Source organism: Butyrivibrio hungatei DSM 14810 (assembly GCF_900143205.1).
In the GTDB taxonomy this organism is placed as follows: domain Bacteria; phylum Bacillota; class Clostridia; order Lachnospirales; family Lachnospiraceae; genus Butyrivibrio; species Butyrivibrio hungatei.
Genome location: NZ_FRDH01000003.1, coordinates 789,718 through 806,050, shown reverse-complemented (window position 1 = coordinate 806,050; position 16,333 = coordinate 789,718). Strand labels below are relative to the sequence as shown.

At 39.8% G+C, this 16,333-nt stretch carries 15 protein-coding genes; 13 read left to right on the top strand and 2 right to left on the bottom strand.

The window, feature by feature from the left end:
* Window positions 1–8: 8 nt before the first annotated feature.
* The 13 genes from BUA02_RS03790 to BUA02_RS03730 all read left to right on the top strand — a co-directional run bounded on the left by BUA02_RS03790 (window position 9) and on the right by BUA02_RS03730 (window position 14,475).
* On the top strand, window positions 9–1,802 hold the full coding sequence (locus tag BUA02_RS03790; RefSeq protein ID WP_242946466.1) for an ABC transporter ATP-binding protein: 1,794 nt from the start codon (window positions 9–11) through the stop codon (window positions 1,800–1,802).
* A 24-nt stretch (window positions 1,803–1,826) separates the two neighbouring features.
* Complete coding sequence (locus BUA02_RS03785; RefSeq protein ID WP_072701074.1) at window positions 1,827–2,870, top strand: O-fucosyltransferase family protein; 1,044 nt, start codon at window positions 1,827–1,829, stop codon at window positions 2,868–2,870.
* A gap of 9 nt (window positions 2,871–2,879) precedes the next feature.
* The gene (locus BUA02_RS03780; protein WP_242946465.1) at window positions 2,880–3,647 is read left to right on the top strand and encodes a DUF5672 family protein; all 768 of its coding nucleotides are present in this window, start codon (window positions 2,880–2,882) and stop codon (window positions 3,645–3,647) included.
* Window positions 3,644–4,696, top strand: a complete 1,053-nt coding sequence (locus tag BUA02_RS03775) for a glycosyltransferase family 2 protein (protein ID WP_072701072.1) — start codon at window positions 3,644–3,646, stop codon at window positions 4,694–4,696. The genes BUA02_RS03780 and BUA02_RS03775 overlap by 4 nt, the downstream gene beginning before the upstream one ends.
* Complete coding sequence (locus BUA02_RS03770; protein WP_072701070.1) at window positions 4,686–5,642, top strand: glycosyltransferase family 17 protein; 957 nt, start codon at window positions 4,686–4,688, stop codon at window positions 5,640–5,642. Before BUA02_RS03775 ends, BUA02_RS03770 begins: the two co-directional genes overlap by 11 nt.
* A 2-nt stretch (window positions 5,643–5,644) precedes the next feature.
* Window positions 5,645–6,841: a hypothetical protein gene (locus BUA02_RS03765; RefSeq protein WP_143147369.1), complete on the top strand. Its 1,197-nt coding sequence runs from the start codon at window positions 5,645–5,647 to the stop codon at window positions 6,839–6,841.
* On the top strand, window positions 6,822–8,231 hold the full coding sequence (locus tag BUA02_RS03760) for a DUF3329 domain-containing protein (RefSeq protein ID WP_072701066.1): 1,410 nt from the start codon (window positions 6,822–6,824) through the stop codon (window positions 8,229–8,231). Before BUA02_RS03765 ends, BUA02_RS03760 begins: the two co-directional genes overlap by 20 nt.
* On the top strand, window positions 8,216–9,193 hold the full coding sequence (locus BUA02_RS03755) for a glycosyltransferase family 2 protein (RefSeq protein WP_072701064.1): 978 nt from the start codon (window positions 8,216–8,218) through the stop codon (window positions 9,191–9,193). Before BUA02_RS03760 ends, BUA02_RS03755 begins: the two co-directional genes overlap by 16 nt.
* Window positions 9,190–10,362 carry a polysaccharide pyruvyl transferase family protein gene (locus BUA02_RS03750; RefSeq protein WP_072701062.1) on the top strand — a complete coding sequence of 391 codons (1,173 nt, stop codon included), beginning with the start codon at window positions 9,190–9,192 and terminating at the stop codon, window positions 10,360–10,362. The genes BUA02_RS03755 and BUA02_RS03750 overlap by 4 nt, the downstream gene beginning before the upstream one ends.
* A gap of 27 nt (window positions 10,363–10,389) precedes the next feature.
* Window positions 10,390–11,319: an alpha-1,2-fucosyltransferase gene (locus BUA02_RS03745; RefSeq protein ID WP_072701060.1), complete on the top strand. Its 930-nt coding sequence runs from the start codon at window positions 10,390–10,392 to the stop codon at window positions 11,317–11,319.
* The gene (locus BUA02_RS03740; RefSeq protein WP_072701058.1) at window positions 11,319–12,845 is read left to right on the top strand and encodes a lipopolysaccharide biosynthesis protein; all 1,527 of its coding nucleotides are present in this window, start codon (window positions 11,319–11,321) and stop codon (window positions 12,843–12,845) included. The genes BUA02_RS03745 and BUA02_RS03740 overlap by 1 nt, the downstream gene beginning before the upstream one ends.
* Before the next feature lie 45 nt (window positions 12,846–12,890).
* Entirely contained in the window at window positions 12,891–14,021 is a 1,131-nt protein-coding gene (locus tag BUA02_RS03735; protein ID WP_072701056.1) for a glycoside hydrolase family 88 protein, read from the top strand.
* 196 nt (window positions 14,022–14,217) lie between these two features.
* A complete protein-coding gene (locus BUA02_RS03730) occupies window positions 14,218–14,475 on the top strand; it encodes a hypothetical protein (protein WP_071177017.1) in 258 nt (85 codons plus the stop codon).
* Window positions 14,476–14,527: 52 nt separating this feature from the next.
* Here BUA02_RS03730 and rbr read toward each other — a convergent pair whose 3' ends face one another.
* Window positions 14,528–15,085 (bottom strand): rubrerythrin, encoded by a 558-nt coding sequence (rbr, locus tag BUA02_RS03725; RefSeq protein WP_072701053.1) that lies wholly within the window; start codon window positions 15,083–15,085, stop codon window positions 14,528–14,530.
* 33 nt (window positions 15,086–15,118) lie between these two features.
* Window positions 15,119–16,306, bottom strand: a complete 1,188-nt coding sequence (locus BUA02_RS03720) for a ribonuclease H-like domain-containing protein (protein WP_072701051.1) — start codon at window positions 16,304–16,306, stop codon at window positions 15,119–15,121.
* Between the last annotated feature and the right edge of the window lie 27 nt (window positions 16,307–16,333).

The window sequence follows — 16,333 nt, the reverse complement described above, 5'->3', positions numbered from 1 at the left end:
TACAGACAATGAATGAAACAAAAAAAGTAAGTATGTTTACTAAACTTAACTATATATTTGATAAAAAACAAAAAGGGCAGCTTATCCTATTAGCTGTCCTTATACTGATTGGGGGTGTTGTTGAAACTTTAGGAGTTTCAATGATGCTTCCAGTAGTTTCTGCAATATTAAAGCCAGAAGCTATTCATAGACAGATCGATAAGCGTCCAGAGCTTCAAAGCATCGTTAATTTCTTGCATATCGACACAGATCTAAAGCTTATAACGGTTTTAGTGGTTGTTGTTATCTTCCTTTTTGTATTCAAAAATCTTTATCTTCTGTTTCTTGTTTACAAGCAGAATACATTTATTTCAAGAGCCAGAAATGACATGATAAGCCGTGTCATGAGAGAGTTCCTCAATAGACCATATGAGGCATATCTTGGAGCAGATATTCCTACAGTATTTAGGATTACTGATAGTGATATTCCAAAGACATTTACACTTATGCTCTCAATCCTTTCTCTTGCAACAGAGTTTGTAGTATCAACCTGCCTTGGTATCGTGCTTTTATTGGTTAACTGGCAGATGACACTTCTTATGATCTTTGTTCTTTTGATCCTGACGCTTATTATCACAAAGGTTTTGAAACCTCGCCTTAATAGGATCGGAAGAAAGAATCAGGAGACCCAGTCAAGGATTGCCAAGTGGCGCCTTCAGGCTATCTATGGACTTAAGGACGTAAAGGTATTAAACAGACAGGATTTCTTTATCAGAAATTATTATGAATCAGGAAAGCTTGGAGCTGATATAGACAGAAACTACATTGTTCTTAATAACATTCCAAGACTCCTTATAGAGACTGTGTTTGTTGCAGTAGTTCTTTTGTATGTGCTCCTCTATCTTGTAAATGGCGGAGATGCTACAGCACTTCTTCCACAGATTTCAGCTTTTGGTGTTGCTGCTATCAGGATCATGCCTTCTGTTAACAGAATTAACACCTATCTTACACAGATTGCTTATAACCAGTTCAGTTTGGACTTTGTATATAACAACTTAACTGAGTCCATGAAGGAAGATAAGGAAATGCGCGCAGAGAGAGCTGCAATTGCAGGTCCTGAGCTTCATCTTGAAAAAGAGATCAGCTTAAAGGATATTACTTTTGCTTATCCTGACGCTGAAGTGAATATCTTCACAGATGCCAACATGGTAGTTCCTAAGGGAAAATCAGTTGGTATCATGGGACCATCTGGTGCAGGTAAGTCAACTATCGTAGACGTGCTTCTTGGTCTTTTACATGTTAAGTCAGGAGAAGTTCTCTGCGACGGTAGCAACATCTTTAGTAATTACGATTCATGGCTTGCTCAGATCGGATATATTCCACAGTCTATCTACCTTGTAGATGAATCCATTAGAGCAAATATCGCTTTTGGTATTGATGAAGATCAGATAGATGATAACAGGATCTGGGAAGTAATGAAGGAAGCTCAGCTTGCTGACTTTGTTAAGACTCTTCCAGAGGGACTTGATACCAGAATTGGTGACAGAGGCGTTAGATTGTCTGGTGGACAGAGACAGAGAATCGGTATTGCCAGAGCTCTTTATCACAATCCGGAGATACTGGTATTTGATGAGGCTACATCTGCTCTTGATAATGAGACAGAGGCAGCAGTTATGGAGGCTATCAACAGCTTCCACGGCAAGAAGACAATGGTCATCATTGCACACAGACTTAACACTATCGCAAACTGCGATATCATCTATGAAGTAAAAGATGAAAAGATACATGAGACATCCCTTGAGGGCAGAACAATAATACAGTGATTTAATTGAAAGAGAGTATTATAAATGATTGGAACAGAATTTTTGCATGGCTTTGGTTTAGGTAATCAGCTTTTTTGGTATGTGGTTACAAGAGCTGTGGCAGAAGAACATGGTTATGAATTTGGTATATGTAATCCTGGCGCGTTGGCAAACAATATGCATTCTGATAGTGGAATGTATTTTATGGATATTGACCTTGGGAAAGAGATTACTGAGGAAGATAAAAAGAATTTTGAGAAATTTGAAGACCACGATAACAGGTTATACCTTGGCAATTCAAAGCATGATATGACTCATGGTGCTTATGTTAGCGGTGTAGATGAGAGAGTGTTTGATATAAAAGATAACACTATGCTTTATGGTAATCTTCAGGCTGAAAAGTATTTTGATAAATACATGGACAAGCTCAAGGATTGGCTTAAAGTAAAGCCTGAATATGATTCTCATGAGTACACAAAAGATAATCTGTGTATTATACATCTTAGATGTGGTGACTATTCAAATTCACCAGAGCTGTGGCTTGATAGAAAATATTGGGTAAATGGTATCAGGAATATGCGTAAGATTCGTCCAGACATGGAATTTTTGGCAGTCACTGATGACGTTGAAGCCGCATATAAGATACTTCCGGAAGTAAAGGCTGTTAGAAATGATATTGGAAAAGATTATGTGACTATCAAAAATGCCAGATATCTTCTTTTATCTAATTCATCTTTCGCAGTATTCCCTGCAATGACTAGCGATGAATTGCAATACGCTATTGCACCTAAGTATTGGGCAAGACACAATGTTTCAGATGGATATTGGGCTTCTGAACAGAATATATATAGTTGTTTTCATTATATGGATAAGAAGGGAAGAATATTCTCTGCTGATGAGTGCCGCAATGAGCTTGAAAAGTATAAAAAGAGGAGTTCTGTATATAAGAGATTGAATCAGAGGCCAGGTTATTTGAGACTCTTTTTCCAGAAGATTCGAGCAAAGTATCTCTATTCCGTTTATATGTTAAAAAAGATTATACGTAGTTTGGAGAGACGGACAGGACTTATCAAAATCTTTCATGTGTAAGGAGGCTTCATGAGTACTGAAAAGAAATTAAAGCTTCCTAACGTGACTCTCTGTGCCATGACCAGCGTCAACCTCTATGAAACCGTCAAGGCCATGAAGTACAGCATGAGAGATATTGAATTTGGAGATGCAGTGCTTATTACTGACAAGAAGCCTTTTTATCTCCCTCAGAATATCAGATACAGTCACACAGACAAGCTTGATAGCATCGATAAATTTAATTACAAGATGGTCTATGAGCTAAAGGACCACATCAAAACTGACTTTGTCATGATAGTTCATGCAGATGGATTTGTTATCCACCCTGAGAACTGGACTGATGAGTTTCTTGAGTATGACTATATCGGATCTCCATGGCCACTCCCGCAGAATGACTATGCCTACAGAGACAGTAAGGGTGAGATCTGCCGAGTAGGAAACAGTGTTTCCATCAGGTCAAAGAGACTTCTTGAGTATCCAACTGTACATAACCTTAAGTGGGAAAAGGGATACGATGATTTTTACAATGAGGATATCTTCCTTTGCTGCATGCACAAGAACGACATGGAGGCAGAGGGCCTTAAGTGGGCACCACTTGAACTTGCGGTTAGATTTGGTAGAGAACATCCGCTTCCAGAAAATAAGGGCATAGAGCCTTTTGCTTTCCACAAATGGTGGGGAGAAAATGAGGGCTATCCACATTTCTACAGTCCAAAGAAGAGATTTAAGATGGCAGTAAGACCACTTCTATTTTGGAGAAGATCAAAGAAGTGGAAAGAGGAGCACAATATCACATGACGTTTTCGATCATAGTGCCTGTTCATAATGGCGAAAAGTACATAGATGACATGATGGATCCTATCATTGCGCAGCTTGATCAGGACATTGATCTTGAGGTGCTGCTTGTGGAAAACGGTTCCACAGATAACAGTCCAAAGATCTGTGATGAGTATGCAAGAAGTTATCACTTCATAAAGGCCTTTCACTATGGACCAATTGGTGCCTATAGCGCCAGAAGAGAAGGAATCAAGAATGCTAAGGGGCAGTGGCTCATATTTGTTGACGTAGATGACTGTCTTACAGGCGCAGCTCTTTCCAAGATAGAAAGAGCAATAGTTCAGAACAGAAAAAATGCCCGGGAACTTGATATGGTGCTGTATAACGCAGCATATCTTGATGACAAGGAAAAGAGAAAGTTTTCATTCCCACTTGAAGAGGGAAAGATATATAAAGGCGACGACAAGAGGATCTTTTACGAGATCATGTGCAAGAACGATTCTCTAAACGCGCTCTGGAATAAGTGCATTACCAGAGAACTGGCACTTTCTGCTATCAGTGTCAATGAACAGGATAATCTTAATCACGGCGAGGATCTTCTTCAGACAGCAGCATTTATCGACAAGGCAAAAGAGATCGTCTATGTGGATGAGATCTTGTATTACTACCGCAGAAATAATGAAGGCCTCACAGCAGGCTATCATCCTGATTACATAACTCATCAGGAGAGAGCTTGGGAAGCATTTGCAGACTATAGTGAGAAATGGGTTGGTGACTGCTTTAACAGTTACATCAATGCCAGAAAGTCTCTTACATGTACCATCGCGGTGATAAATATTATCTATTCAAATGTGCCTCTTTCTGAGATCAAAGAAAAGCTTAAATGGCTCATGGATCAGAAGTTCTATAACGAATTTGCAGAGCTTGATCTTCCAGCCTGGGCACCAGAAGAGGACGTTTATGTACACAAGCTCCAGAAGGCATCTGACCCATATTTGAGACTTATGATGTCTGCTACAAAGCGCAGATTAAAGACAAGGATTAAAAGGATTTTAAAACATGGTTTATGATCTTATACCTTTTTTTAATGAACTTGATATTTTAAAGCTTAGACTCAATATTCTTAACCCATATGTGGATAAGTTTATCATCGAAGAAGCTACAACCACTTTTTCTGGTGAGCCAAAAGAGCTTTGCTTTGAGAAAAATAGGGATATGTTCAAAGAGTTTTTGGACAAGATCATCTATGTTGTTGTGGATGAGGACCAAGACTTTAAGGTAACTCATGAGCGTGACTACTTCCAAAAGAACCACCTTACAAAGGGACTTGATGAAGTAGGTGCCACAGAGGATGACGTGATTATCTTTGGCGATGCAGATGAGATTCCAAATCCAGAGGTTCTTACTAAGATCATCGAAACCTTTGACAAGCACAAGGTATATCACCTTGCGCAGAGAAACTTTTACGTATATGTAAATAACGAAGAAAGATCAGGAAGACTTTTATCTATAACAGGAGAATTTCCTGAGATAGCAGAAATAGATAGAAAGTGGCTTGGAACTAAGATCACATCTATTCTCAATATTCCAAAGGAAGGAATCGTGAGACTGCGTGACCTTATTTCTGTCTGCGATGAGAGATCAGTTCGCGTAGCTGACGGCGGATGGCACTTTGGATATATGGGCGGCTGCAAAGAAACTAACCCAGCCAAGAGAATTGGCGTTAAGGTTAAGGCTGCAGCTCATCAGGAGCTCAATGACAAAGAAATCCTTGCTGAGACAATGGATCACCTTGTTCTTGGACAGGATATTTTTGGAAGAAATGCAAAGTTTGAAAGATGTGAAGTGGACGAGACATATCCTGAGTACCTTCGTGAGCACCTTTCAGAGTATAGCCATTTGGTAATGCCAAAGGTTACAGCTTTATCAAGGACCTATCACTACCTTGATATAACAGCAGGCCGCTTTTGCAGAAAAGCTTTCAGAAAGATAAAAAGAATTATTACACGCAGATAATTATGGAAAAATTATTAGATATGTTTTCAAAAGAAAATAGGAAAAAGACAGCAGAAGTACTGGTATATCTTGCTATTACTCTGGAACTGTTTTTTATGGTCCTTGAAAAAAGTGAAGTTTCTATTCCTTTTATCAGCCATGTTTTCAGGGTTACATTTCTTTTGACTTTTGCAGCAGTTCTTTTGATGGAGCATAACAAAAAAGAGTGGATCGCCATTGCCTTAGTTACAGTATTTACCTTTGTTTGTTATAGGATTACAGGTAGAAATGAGCTCCTTAGATTTTCCTATTATGTCTTTGCACTTAGAGATATCGATCTAAAGAAGATCATGAAATATTACTTTTATTTTTCAGCCATTGGATTTGCAGTGATAGTGCTGTTATCCGTTACAGGAATCCTTGGAGATGTAGCTATCATCACTGATTATGGCAGAGAGATAGAGGATGAAAAGAGATATGTATTTGGCTTTGGACATCCAAATACACTGGCAGGTTGTGTTTATGCCCTGGAACTTTTGTGGATATGGCTCTATGGCAAAAAAGCTAAGCTCTACCAGTACGTAATAGCATTTGCCGCTATCTGGGGTACATACAAGCTTACATCCTCCAGAACCAGCTTAATGATATTTATGGGTACACTTGCTATCGCCTTTATCGTTAGATACATTCCTGTACTTGGAAAGCTTAGGTTCCCATATATTCTCACTGCCCTTGTTACACCAGTGGCAGCAGTAGCTTTTTCAGTATGGGCAGCTGCTGTAAGCGAGATACCTAGGTTTCACATGGATACAGATTATCAGATCAAGCTTACTAGATTTGATGATATGTTAAATAACAGAATTCAGAATCTTTACAGAGGCAGTGAGAGACACGGCGGAGCTCTTATCTCCTGGAAGCCTTTTTCAGATAAACTTAGTGAAGAAATGTTTGATATGGGATGGGTCAGGATCTTTTACTGGTACGGCATCATTCCTGGCGCACTTATAGTCATACTTACATTTGTATTTATTTATCTGTGTCTCAAAAGACGTGACGCATGGACCTTGATACTTATTTTATCCCTTGGGGTATACACAGTTATCGAAGCTACATTTGTTTCAAGATATATTGGTAGGAATATGCTTCTTCCAATCCTGGCAGTTTATTTGGGAGATTTTGTCTTACATCGAGGAGAAAGAAATGATTCAGAACAAAACTAAGAAAAATATCTTTTTCTTAATGGCATTTATAACCTTCATAATGGTGGCGGTTTATGAATATCTGACACCTGTTATGTCTGATGACATCTTCTATGGAGGCGTTGTTTCAGGTGCCAAAAACATATTTGATCTCTTTGGACAGGAGTATGATCATTATCTCCATCACAGTGGCAGAAATGTAGCTCATATAATCCTTAGATTCTTTTTGTTTAGCGGAAACAAGGTTATCTTTGATATTGTAGCTGCCCTTGTATTTACTTTGGAATCAATCCTTATCTACTTAAATGTTGATACCAGAGAAAAAAACGACATCAGGATCTACGGTGTTATCCTTTGCTTTTTATGGTTCTTTGATCCAGCCATCAGCAACACTGTTTTCTGGGAGACTGGAGCATGTAATTATCTCTTTACAGGAACAATTGTACTTGGATATGTGACTTTATTTAGAAAGCATATGAAACTTGAATCAGAAACTACCGTAGGACTTATGATAAAGCTTGCAGTACTCGGACTTTTAGCTGGCTGGTGCAATGAGAATACATCTGGCGGAGTTATTCTTGTTACAGTTATTCTCCTTGCCTATAAGTGGCTTCAGAACAACAAGAGCTTTAAGTTCCTTAAGCCTTGGATGGTAGTTTCTTTAGTAGCTAACCTTATTGGATTTGCATTCATGATCGCATCTCCTGGTAACTACTCAAGAGCAGAAGGTGCAGATGAAGAACACACAGGCTTTATGGCTCTTATGGCAAGATTTTTAAAGATCGTTCTTAATATCAAGGAAAACTACCTTGTTCTTACAGTTATGTTTGTAGTGCTTCTTATTTTTGTAGCATACGTAGCAGTAGATAAGAGAAAGTTCATGGAGATGACTAGAACCATGAGATTCTTTGGATTTATTGCACTTGCTACTGCATTTGCTCTTATAGCTGTTCCATCATCTCAGATCAGAACATACTATGGAGCAGGTCTTTTCCTTATGATTGCTGTAGCAAATGGAGTTGCTATCTTTGCAAATACCAGGCTTATGTCAGGAAGTGCTTCTGATCAGGAAAAGGGACTAGCATTTGTAATGCAGCAGACAGCTGTAACATCTGCGGTAGTAGTAGCTCTTTTGATCTTGATGTTCTCATATATCGAAAATGGAGCTAACCTTGCTAGGATCAAGAGAGAGTTTAATGAAAGAGATGCTTATCTGCAGGAGCTTGCAGATAAGGGCGAGATAGACGTATATGCACCAAAGCTAAGACCTCAGTGGGATAACAGATTTTCATTTGCATATCAGTCTGATCTTGATGAGGATTATCATTTCTGGATCAATCAGTTCTATGCTGAGAAATATGGCTTTGACACAGTTTCAGGTGTGGAAAGGGAAGAATGGACAGAGTATTAAGTATTATAATTCCAGTTTATGAGGCTAAGGACACTCTGGAGAGATGTGTCCAGTCTTGTCTTGCCCAAAAGGACCTTCTTGAGAAGGAACTGGAAGTAATACTTGTAGATGATGGCTCAACTGACGGCAGTAGCGACCTGTGTGATGAGCTTGCAGCAAAAGATGAGCATGGACGCATCAAGGTCAAGCACACCAGAAACTTTGGAGTGTCTCATGCCAGAAATATCGGACTTGAGATGGCAGAAGGTGATTACATTACCTTTGTGGATGCAGATGATACTATCGCTGAATCTTTTGCAGAGGATATGCTCAAGTACCTTGATGAAGCTACAGTTATAGTAGATGAGACAGATAGCTATGCCAGCAGCAGTAAGATAAGCGGCTATCAGTACATTGAGAATTCTATCCTTAACAAGAACACCCACGTATGGGGTAAGCTCTTTAAGAGACAGACTCTTAGAGATGGCCATGTGATGTTCAAGGAAGGACTATCTATTGGAGAGGACCTTCTCTTCATGCTTGATATAGCTCTTTTACAGGGAAAAGAGCGCACTATACGCATAATCTCTGGAAATGGCTATAACTACGAAGAAAACGAAGCAAGTGCCATGAACAGGGCATTTAAAGAAAGCTATATGGATCAGCTTGTGTGCTGGAAAGAGGCAGAGGATAAGCTCCTTCCAGTAGCAGAGCACATTTCACAGTATGCGTTTGTGAGCGTCGCTGCATCTCAGATCATGACAGCTCTTTTGGTAGCTGGTAAGCTGGCTGTAGTGCCTGAGGATCAGAGAGATGATGATATCACAAACCTTGTTATCATGAGAGTTGGGGACCAGATAGAACACGCTCTTAAGGTGCGAGGCGCCTTTGCGGGACTTTCATCCGGATACAAGGTTAAAGTACTTCTTTTTAGGATCAGTCCTAAGTTATATCTTAAGCTCTATGGGGGATACAAAAAATGAATCTAAACAGACCAATAGTTTTATATATGCATGCTGGCTCTGGGAATCATGGCTGTGAAGCAATCGCAAACAGCACTGTTAAACTCATTGCAGCCAAAAGAAAAGAGCAGGGAGCAGACACTAAACTTCCGGTTCTTATAGTGACAAACAGCGTAGCAGAGGATAGAAAGTATTCTCTTGGAGACCTTGAAAAAGAGGGACTGTGTACTTTAGTTGAAGAAAGACACATCGACAGAGAATTTATTGATCACGTTCTTTACTATGGCTACAGAAAGATCACAGGAGACAGAGAGTCTTTTTTGAGATACAGATTTAAGGATGCTTTTAAGCTCTTTTCACAGATGGTGAAGGATGCGCCTGAATGGGATAAGAGCCAGAAGCCATTGGCAGTATCTATCGGCGGCGACAATTACTGCTATCCAGAGATGGTGCAGGATCTGATCCTTGCGCACAATGTATTCAGGAAAAAAGGCTTTGAGACAATTCTTTGGGGATGCTCAATTGAACCAGATTCTCTAAAGGATCCAGCTCTTTATAATGACCTGTGTGCATATTCAAAGATATATGCAAGAGAATCAATCACATATAATGGACTTTTGAATGCGGGAATATCAGCAGATAAGCTGGTACTTAGAAAAGATCCTGCATTTATGCTTGATACATCTGATGTTTCAGATGGAGATGTAGTTAAACAGGGTAAGACCATTGGAATAAATTTAAGTCCTATGGTCATTGAAAAAGAAAAGACTCCAGGAATCACCATGGAGAACTACAAGAAATTCATTCAGTATATCTTTGATAATACTGATGATTCTGTAGCTCTTATTCCGCACGTAGTATGGAGTGGAAGCGATGATAGAAAGCCTCTTACTGAGCTCTATGATGCATTTAAGGATACTGGCAGGATCGAACTTGTTGGAGACAGACCTGCTGAGGGGCTTAAAGGATATATCGCTAAGTGCAGCTTTTTTGTAGGTGCCAGAACACACAGTACCATCGCTGCATACAGTAGCAATGTTCCAACACTTGTAATTGGCTATTCAGTTAAGAGTAAGGGCATTGCCACAGATCTTTTTGGAACCTATGAGAACTATTGCCTTCCAGTTCAGGAACTATCTGAGCCGGATTCACTAATAAAGGCATATAACAAGATAAAAGAAAATGCTTAAAGACTAAATGGGGATTGGGGAAATACTATGATAATAATTCAGATTGCAGGCGGCCTGGGAAACCAAATGCAGCAGTATGCACTTTATCGTAAGCTATTAAAACTTGGAAAAGAAGTTAAGCTGGACCTTTCATGGTTTGATCCAAAGATCCAAAAGAACATGCTTGCTCCAAGAGAATTTGAACTTGCACTTTTTAAGGACCTTCCTTATGAGGTATGTACCAAGGAGGAGAAGGTAGCTCTTTTAAAGAGAAATATATTCCAGAAGGTAGTGGGTAAAGTTGCTAATATGTTAAGACTTACTCCTTCTGCAAATCCTAAGGTATTTGTAGAGACCAAGATGTATCATCCGGAAGTTTTCGAGCTGGATGATATGTATATTACAGGCTATTTTGCATGTCAGTATTACTATGATGACATTATGCCTGAGCTTAGAGAGTTATTTGTCTTTCCTGACCATAGAGATCCAGATCTGCAGCAGCGCAACAAAGTTATTGCAGCCAAGATGGACTCTGAGGTTTCAGTAAGCGTTCATATCAGAAGAGGCGATTATCTTGCTCCTGAAAATGTAAAGATACTTGGAAACATCGCATCTGATGAGTATTACAAGAGTGCTATGGATCATTTCCTTAAGGAGGATCCTTCAACACACTTCTACATTTTCACCAGCGATCACGAATACGCAAGGGAGAACTACAGCGACGAGTCCAGATATACTATAATAGACTGGAACATTGGCAAAGATTCCGTTCAGGATCTGATGCTCATGAGTCACTGTAAGGGCAACATCTGTGCTAATTCAACCTTTAGCTTCTGGGGGGCTAGACTCAACAAGAGAGAGGACAAAGAGCTTGTTCGTACTCTTAAGATGAGAAACAATCAGGTTGCTGAACCTGAGACTATGCATAAATACTGGAAAGATTGGATATTGATTGATAATCAAGGAAACATCGTTTAATGGGAAGAATTAAATCTGCAACAAGAAATATAGCATTTGGATTTATTGGGCAGGCTGCTACGCTGATCTTGTCTTTTGCTTTACGTACCATTTTTATCATGCACTTAAGCGAAGACCTTCTTGGCGTCAACAGCATGTACAGTAATATTCTTTCTCTCCTGAACATGGCTGAGCTTGGAATAGGAACAGCCCTTAACTTCAGCCTTTACGGTCCTGTAGCAAGGGGTGAAAAAGAGAAGATCAAATCCTATATGCAGCTGTATCGTAAGGCTTATCGCGTGATCGCTACAGTTGTGGCAGTTGTAGGTCTTTTGCTGGTACCATTCCTTAAGTATCTTGCCAAGAACCCGGGAGATGTATCTGAGAGAGATCTCACACTTTATTACCTTATCTTCTTGTTTAATACAGTCAGCAGCTACTTTGTAGCCTACAAGTACAGCCTTGTAAATGCTGAGCAAAAGAACTATATTCAGACCAATATTCTAACTATAACCAAGATCATTACTGTAAGTATTCAGATTGCAGTAGTAGTAATAACAGAGAACTTTTATCTGTTCCTTTTGACAGATGCAGCAGTGCAGCTGGTTCAGAAGGTATTTGTATCAATATATCTGGACAAGAAATATCCGCTTCTTAAGGAAAAGAACATCGAGCCTCTTGCTAAGGCAGAGAGTGATGAAGTTTGGAACAAGACCAAGGCCTTAGTTTTTCACAAGGTAGGTGATGTGGCAAGACTTCAGACAGATGCCATTATCATTACTTCTTTTATCCAGGTAAAAATGGCTGGATATGTAGATAACTACAATCTGGTCCTTAACTCAGTATCAAATTTTGTAAATATCATTTTTAACTCGGTTATTTCAAGCTTTGGAAATCTGATCGCCACAGAGTCCAAGCAAAAGCAGTATGAAATGTTTAAAGTATACAGGTTCTTTGCATCCTGGATCTATGGATATTCCTGCGTGGGATTCATGATCCTTTTGACACCTCTTATCAGGATATGGATCGGTGATAAGTGGGTGCTGGTTCCAGCAGCAGTGTACTGCATACTTACAGATTATTACTTCAAGGGCGACAGAATAGTCCTTAGTAACTACAAGACGGCAGCAGGTGTGTTCGAGCAGGATAAGTACCTGGCCCTTATTCAGGGAGCAGTTAACCTTGTATTATCAATTGCTCTTGTACAGACACCACTTGGAATTGTTGGTATTTACATAGGAACTATCGTGTCAGGACTTATTGCCAATATCACCAAGCCTATAATCATCTACAGGGCCTGCTTTGATATGGACGCCAGCAGCTACTTTATTGATTCCTTTAAATATATAGCTAGTTTGCTGTTTGTACTTTTATCTTGTCACTTTATAAGTTTGAAAGTGCTGTCAAACTTAAATATATTTACTTTCCTGATCATGGCAGTGATCATTACAATCGTCTTTAATGGAGTTTATTTTATTCTTTACGGTAGAAGTGAAGAGTTTAAATATCTTTATGGCAAGTTGCGTGAGAAGTTAGTAAGGCATTGAGTTACATGACATAAGTCATGGGGTATGAAAAAAAGGGAGACTCATATGGAAAAAAGCTTCAATGAAATGTACCAGGAGATAATAAAAAAGAGCGAGGCTGAGCTTGATGATATCATGAACGTATCTCTCATTGACAAGATGAAGGACACAGCCAAGAAAGTTATGGGAAGATCTGTAAGGACCAAGGATCCGCTGTTTTGGCCTTCAGGAATGCTGATGCTGGGGCTTCTGTCTGCAGCAAAGGATAGAGTGATCAGACCGGAGATCATGTCGCACATCTCTGCTCATACAGACATGTGGCTTAGAGATTATGACGGCAAGATCGACTTTGTAGATGATGCTCTTGCTGGTTACTGCTTTGTAAAGAGCTATGAATATACTCAGGAAGACAAGTACAAAGAGGCAGCAGATAAGATTGCAGACTTTATAGCCAAGACTCCAAGGGACAATGATGGCTCAGTTATCTACAATCCTGGCCGTGATTCAACAAATATCTTTGCCGATGGGGTAGGTCAGGTTTCAATGTTTATGGCTGCTTATGGAGAGGTATTTGGTGGTTCTGATATTTCAATCAGTGCTGGAGCGAGACTTAGCGCAGCCAAGCAGATCAAGAACTTTTATAATCATGGAATAGATAAGAGAACAGGACTTAACTATCACGGATATTCCATGGAAGAAGGAACCAAGAAGGGACTTCTTGGATGGGGCAGAGCTTTTGGATGGCTCTTTATGGGAATTACTGAGGCAGCAGTTGTTCAGGCTAAGGCTAGCGTACAAGGTGCTCCTACCAAGGCAGAAGCCATTGCTGAGGATATTGATGTGGTTGAGATCTATAGAAATATCAGTGAGATAGCCCTTGATTACCAGAGATTTGACGGTGGCTGGAGCTGGCAGATGCAGGCTGTTGAGGGACATATTGATATGTCTGCAACCGGCATGATCGCATACTGTATCGCAAGAGGTGTAAATGCCGGAATCTTTGCTGACTCTGCGATTGCTCCACTAAAAGATAAACTTGCCAAAGCCCGGGACTGTATGATTGCTCACACCAAGGAGGGCAACGTTCTTGACACCCTTAGTTCCTGCGATGATTTTGGTGTCCACTACCAGACCTATGGCACATATCCATGGGGACAGGGAGCAGTACTTGCTGCTCTAGCTGAGATTGGGGAATGATTTTTGAGCCCTAGGGACGGAGGTTAGGGCTCATTTTTTGAAAGTGCTCTTGAGCTCTGCATTTGCGGAGCTCTTTTTTGTTGTTGCACATGAAATAGTATTGTGATATATTATATGTAGTAATCAATACTACATGTAATGATTTATAAAACAACATTCAATATAGCGATACTTTTTATACGCAATGGAGGAGATCATGAACGCAAAGGAACTTCAGAAGTATTTTAAAGAACATCTTGTACCATCCAAACTTTATAAGATTGGAGGCGCTCATAAGAATAGAATATGTCTTGCCAAAACTGAAAATGGCTGGTCAGTTTTCTTCCAGGACAAAAAGGAAAAAATTGGGGTAATGAATTTTGTTGATGAGGCATCAGCTTGTAGCAGGATGAAAGATGAACTCAGAAAGCTTATGGAGCAGATGTACGGAATTACATGGGCTCCGGCAAGGTAAGGGTCATAAATAAAACCTCTGTCTTTTGTAAGACAGAGGTTCTTTTTAAATATCAATAATTTTCAGCTTTTCTCATGAAGTAAGCCTGAGGGTGATTACATACCGGGCAGATTTCAGGAGCTTTAGGTCCAATAACGATGTGACCACAGTTAGAGCATTCCCAGATAGTGTCGCCATCATCAGAAAATACCAGGTCACCTTCAACGCTTGCAAGGAGCTTATGGTATCTTTCTTCGTGAGTCTTCTCAATGGCTGCTACCATGTCAAAAAGGGCAGCTATATCATTAAAGCCCTCTTCGCGAGCTTTTTTTGCAAAAGAAGGATACATTTCTTTCCATTCATAGCCTTCGCCATCGGCAGCTGTCTGGAGATTCTCCGCGGTGGTGCCAATTCCAGCAAGAATCTTGTACCAGAGTTTAGCATGCTCTTTTTCATTATTAGCAGTCTCTTCAAAGAGCTTACTGATCTGAACATAGCCATCTTTCTTGGCTTTAGAAGCGAAGTAGGTATACTTGTTTCTGGCTTCAGATTCACCAGCAAAAGCTGCAAGAAGGTTTTTTTCTGTTTCAGTGCCCTTTAGTTCATTTGTTCTTGGTTCCAGATTTGCCATAAAAATCTCCTTTCTTGTATTAAGAAATTAACATTATAGTTCTAAGACATGAGCAATGACGTGACAAGCATACAGGCTCATGGCAAAGCGACTTTGTTTCATATTGTCGTTGAGGTCAAAGAAAAATTCTTTATCGCCATAGTTCTTTTTAAAGAATGGAGAAAAGCAAAGATCCCACTCTCTTAGGTACTGACCGGCCTTTTTGGTGTAGCAGTTCTCTGCAGTTGCTTTTTCTCTAAAGTCTTTATCTACAAATCCGGCAATTGACTTATGGATTGCCATATCCTCTTTTGGAAGATAGTAATAGTCTTTGTAATTTGAATAAAAATACTTAAGCTCTGTTTCATACAGAGGAACTCTAAGAACAGCTTCATCGCCTTCTATCTTAAAATAGCAACCATCAAGGTTCCCTGAGAGGGATGAAGGGAGCTTGAATCTAAGGGACAGCTTCATGTATACTTCAGTCTTTTGCTGACCATCTATGTCATCGTAGTAATTGGCCTGAACCTTTCTGGCCCGCAGAGGCAAAAGATCCAAAACCTCTTCAGAAGAAGGAATCTCCGCATCAGTTCTGACGGAAACATCCGGCATATTTGAAAATGACAAAAAGAATGCCTTGTAGCGGAGCATGGGAAGGAGCTCAAACATTCCCTTAACATCTTCAAAATTGTGGAGCATAAGGAGTTTCAAAAGATCAGAATCCTTTGACTCCGTGTATTTTTTATAGATAGGAATCAGCTTACCACCATCGTATTTATCCTCACGCATGATCCCGAGGTAGAGCTCAATTGTCTTTTGCTTGCAATCCATGAGACCCAGTTGCCTTTTGTAGTCCTTGATCTCCTTGTAGATATCAAGGGAACTCATTTTCTCAAAGGGGTCATCAAGTCCATATTTTTCTAATTTGTTCCGGATAAACGGAATATCGAATCTATCGCCATTAAAGTGGATGGCTATTTTAAAAGAACTGATGAAAGTGCTGAAAGCTTTTAAAACTTCTTCTTCCTGAGAAGAATTCTCAGCAAAAAACTGGCAGATATGCCAATTGTGTCTGTCATAGTATGCGACGCCAATGAGGTAGATATCAGAGTTCTTGGGTGAAAGACCTGTAGTCTCGATGTCAACAAAGAATATATCCTCTGGTGCGCAGTCTAAAAGCTTTGGCAAAGTATTTATAATATGCTCGTCAGGAAAAACCAAACCTTCGCTAGTTTTGATCATAAAAATCTTCTCACTTTCCGAAATCTC

What these genes read in the sequence shown, in the direction of transcription:
- BUA02_RS03785 (WP_072701074.1), top strand. Translation starts at nt 1,827, where the DNA reads ATGATTGGAACAGAATTTTTGCATGGCTTTGGTTTAGGTAATCAGCTT.
- BUA02_RS03780 (WP_242946465.1), top strand. Translation starts at nt 2,880, where the DNA reads ATGAGTACTGAAAAGAAATTAAAGCTTCCTAACGTGACTCTCTGTGCC.
- BUA02_RS03735 (WP_072701056.1), top strand. Translation starts at nt 12,891, where the DNA reads ATGGAAAAAAGCTTCAATGAAATGTACCAGGAGATAATAAAAAAGAGC.
- BUA02_RS03730 (WP_071177017.1), top strand. Translation starts at nt 14,218, where the DNA reads ATGAACGCAAAGGAACTTCAGAAGTATTTTAAAGAACATCTTGTACCA.
- BUA02_RS03765 (WP_143147369.1), top strand. Translation starts at nt 5,645, where the DNA reads ATGGAAAAATTATTAGATATGTTTTCAAAAGAAAATAGGAAAAAGACA.
- BUA02_RS03790 (WP_242946466.1), top strand. Translation starts at nt 9, where the DNA reads ATGAATGAAACAAAAAAAGTAAGTATGTTTACTAAACTTAACTATATA.
- BUA02_RS03740 (WP_072701058.1), top strand. Translation starts at nt 11,319, where the DNA reads ATGGGAAGAATTAAATCTGCAACAAGAAATATAGCATTTGGATTTATT.
- BUA02_RS03720 (WP_072701051.1), bottom strand. Translation starts at nt 16,306, where the DNA reads ATGATCAAAACTAGCGAAGGTTTGGTTTTTCCTGACGAGCATATTATA.
- BUA02_RS03775 (WP_072701072.1), top strand. Translation starts at nt 3,644, where the DNA reads ATGACGTTTTCGATCATAGTGCCTGTTCATAATGGCGAAAAGTACATA.
- BUA02_RS03745 (WP_072701060.1), top strand. Translation starts at nt 10,390, where the DNA reads ATGATAATAATTCAGATTGCAGGCGGCCTGGGAAACCAAATGCAGCAG.
- BUA02_RS03770 (WP_072701070.1), top strand. Translation starts at nt 4,686, where the DNA reads ATGGTTTATGATCTTATACCTTTTTTTAATGAACTTGATATTTTAAAG.
- rbr (WP_072701053.1), bottom strand. Translation starts at nt 15,085, where the DNA reads ATGGCAAATCTGGAACCAAGAACAAATGAACTAAAGGGCACTGAAACA.
- BUA02_RS03755 (WP_072701064.1), top strand. Translation starts at nt 8,216, where the DNA reads ATGGACAGAGTATTAAGTATTATAATTCCAGTTTATGAGGCTAAGGAC.
- BUA02_RS03750 (WP_072701062.1), top strand. Translation starts at nt 9,190, where the DNA reads ATGAATCTAAACAGACCAATAGTTTTATATATGCATGCTGGCTCTGGG.
- BUA02_RS03760 (WP_072701066.1), top strand. Translation starts at nt 6,822, where the DNA reads ATGATTCAGAACAAAACTAAGAAAAATATCTTTTTCTTAATGGCATTT.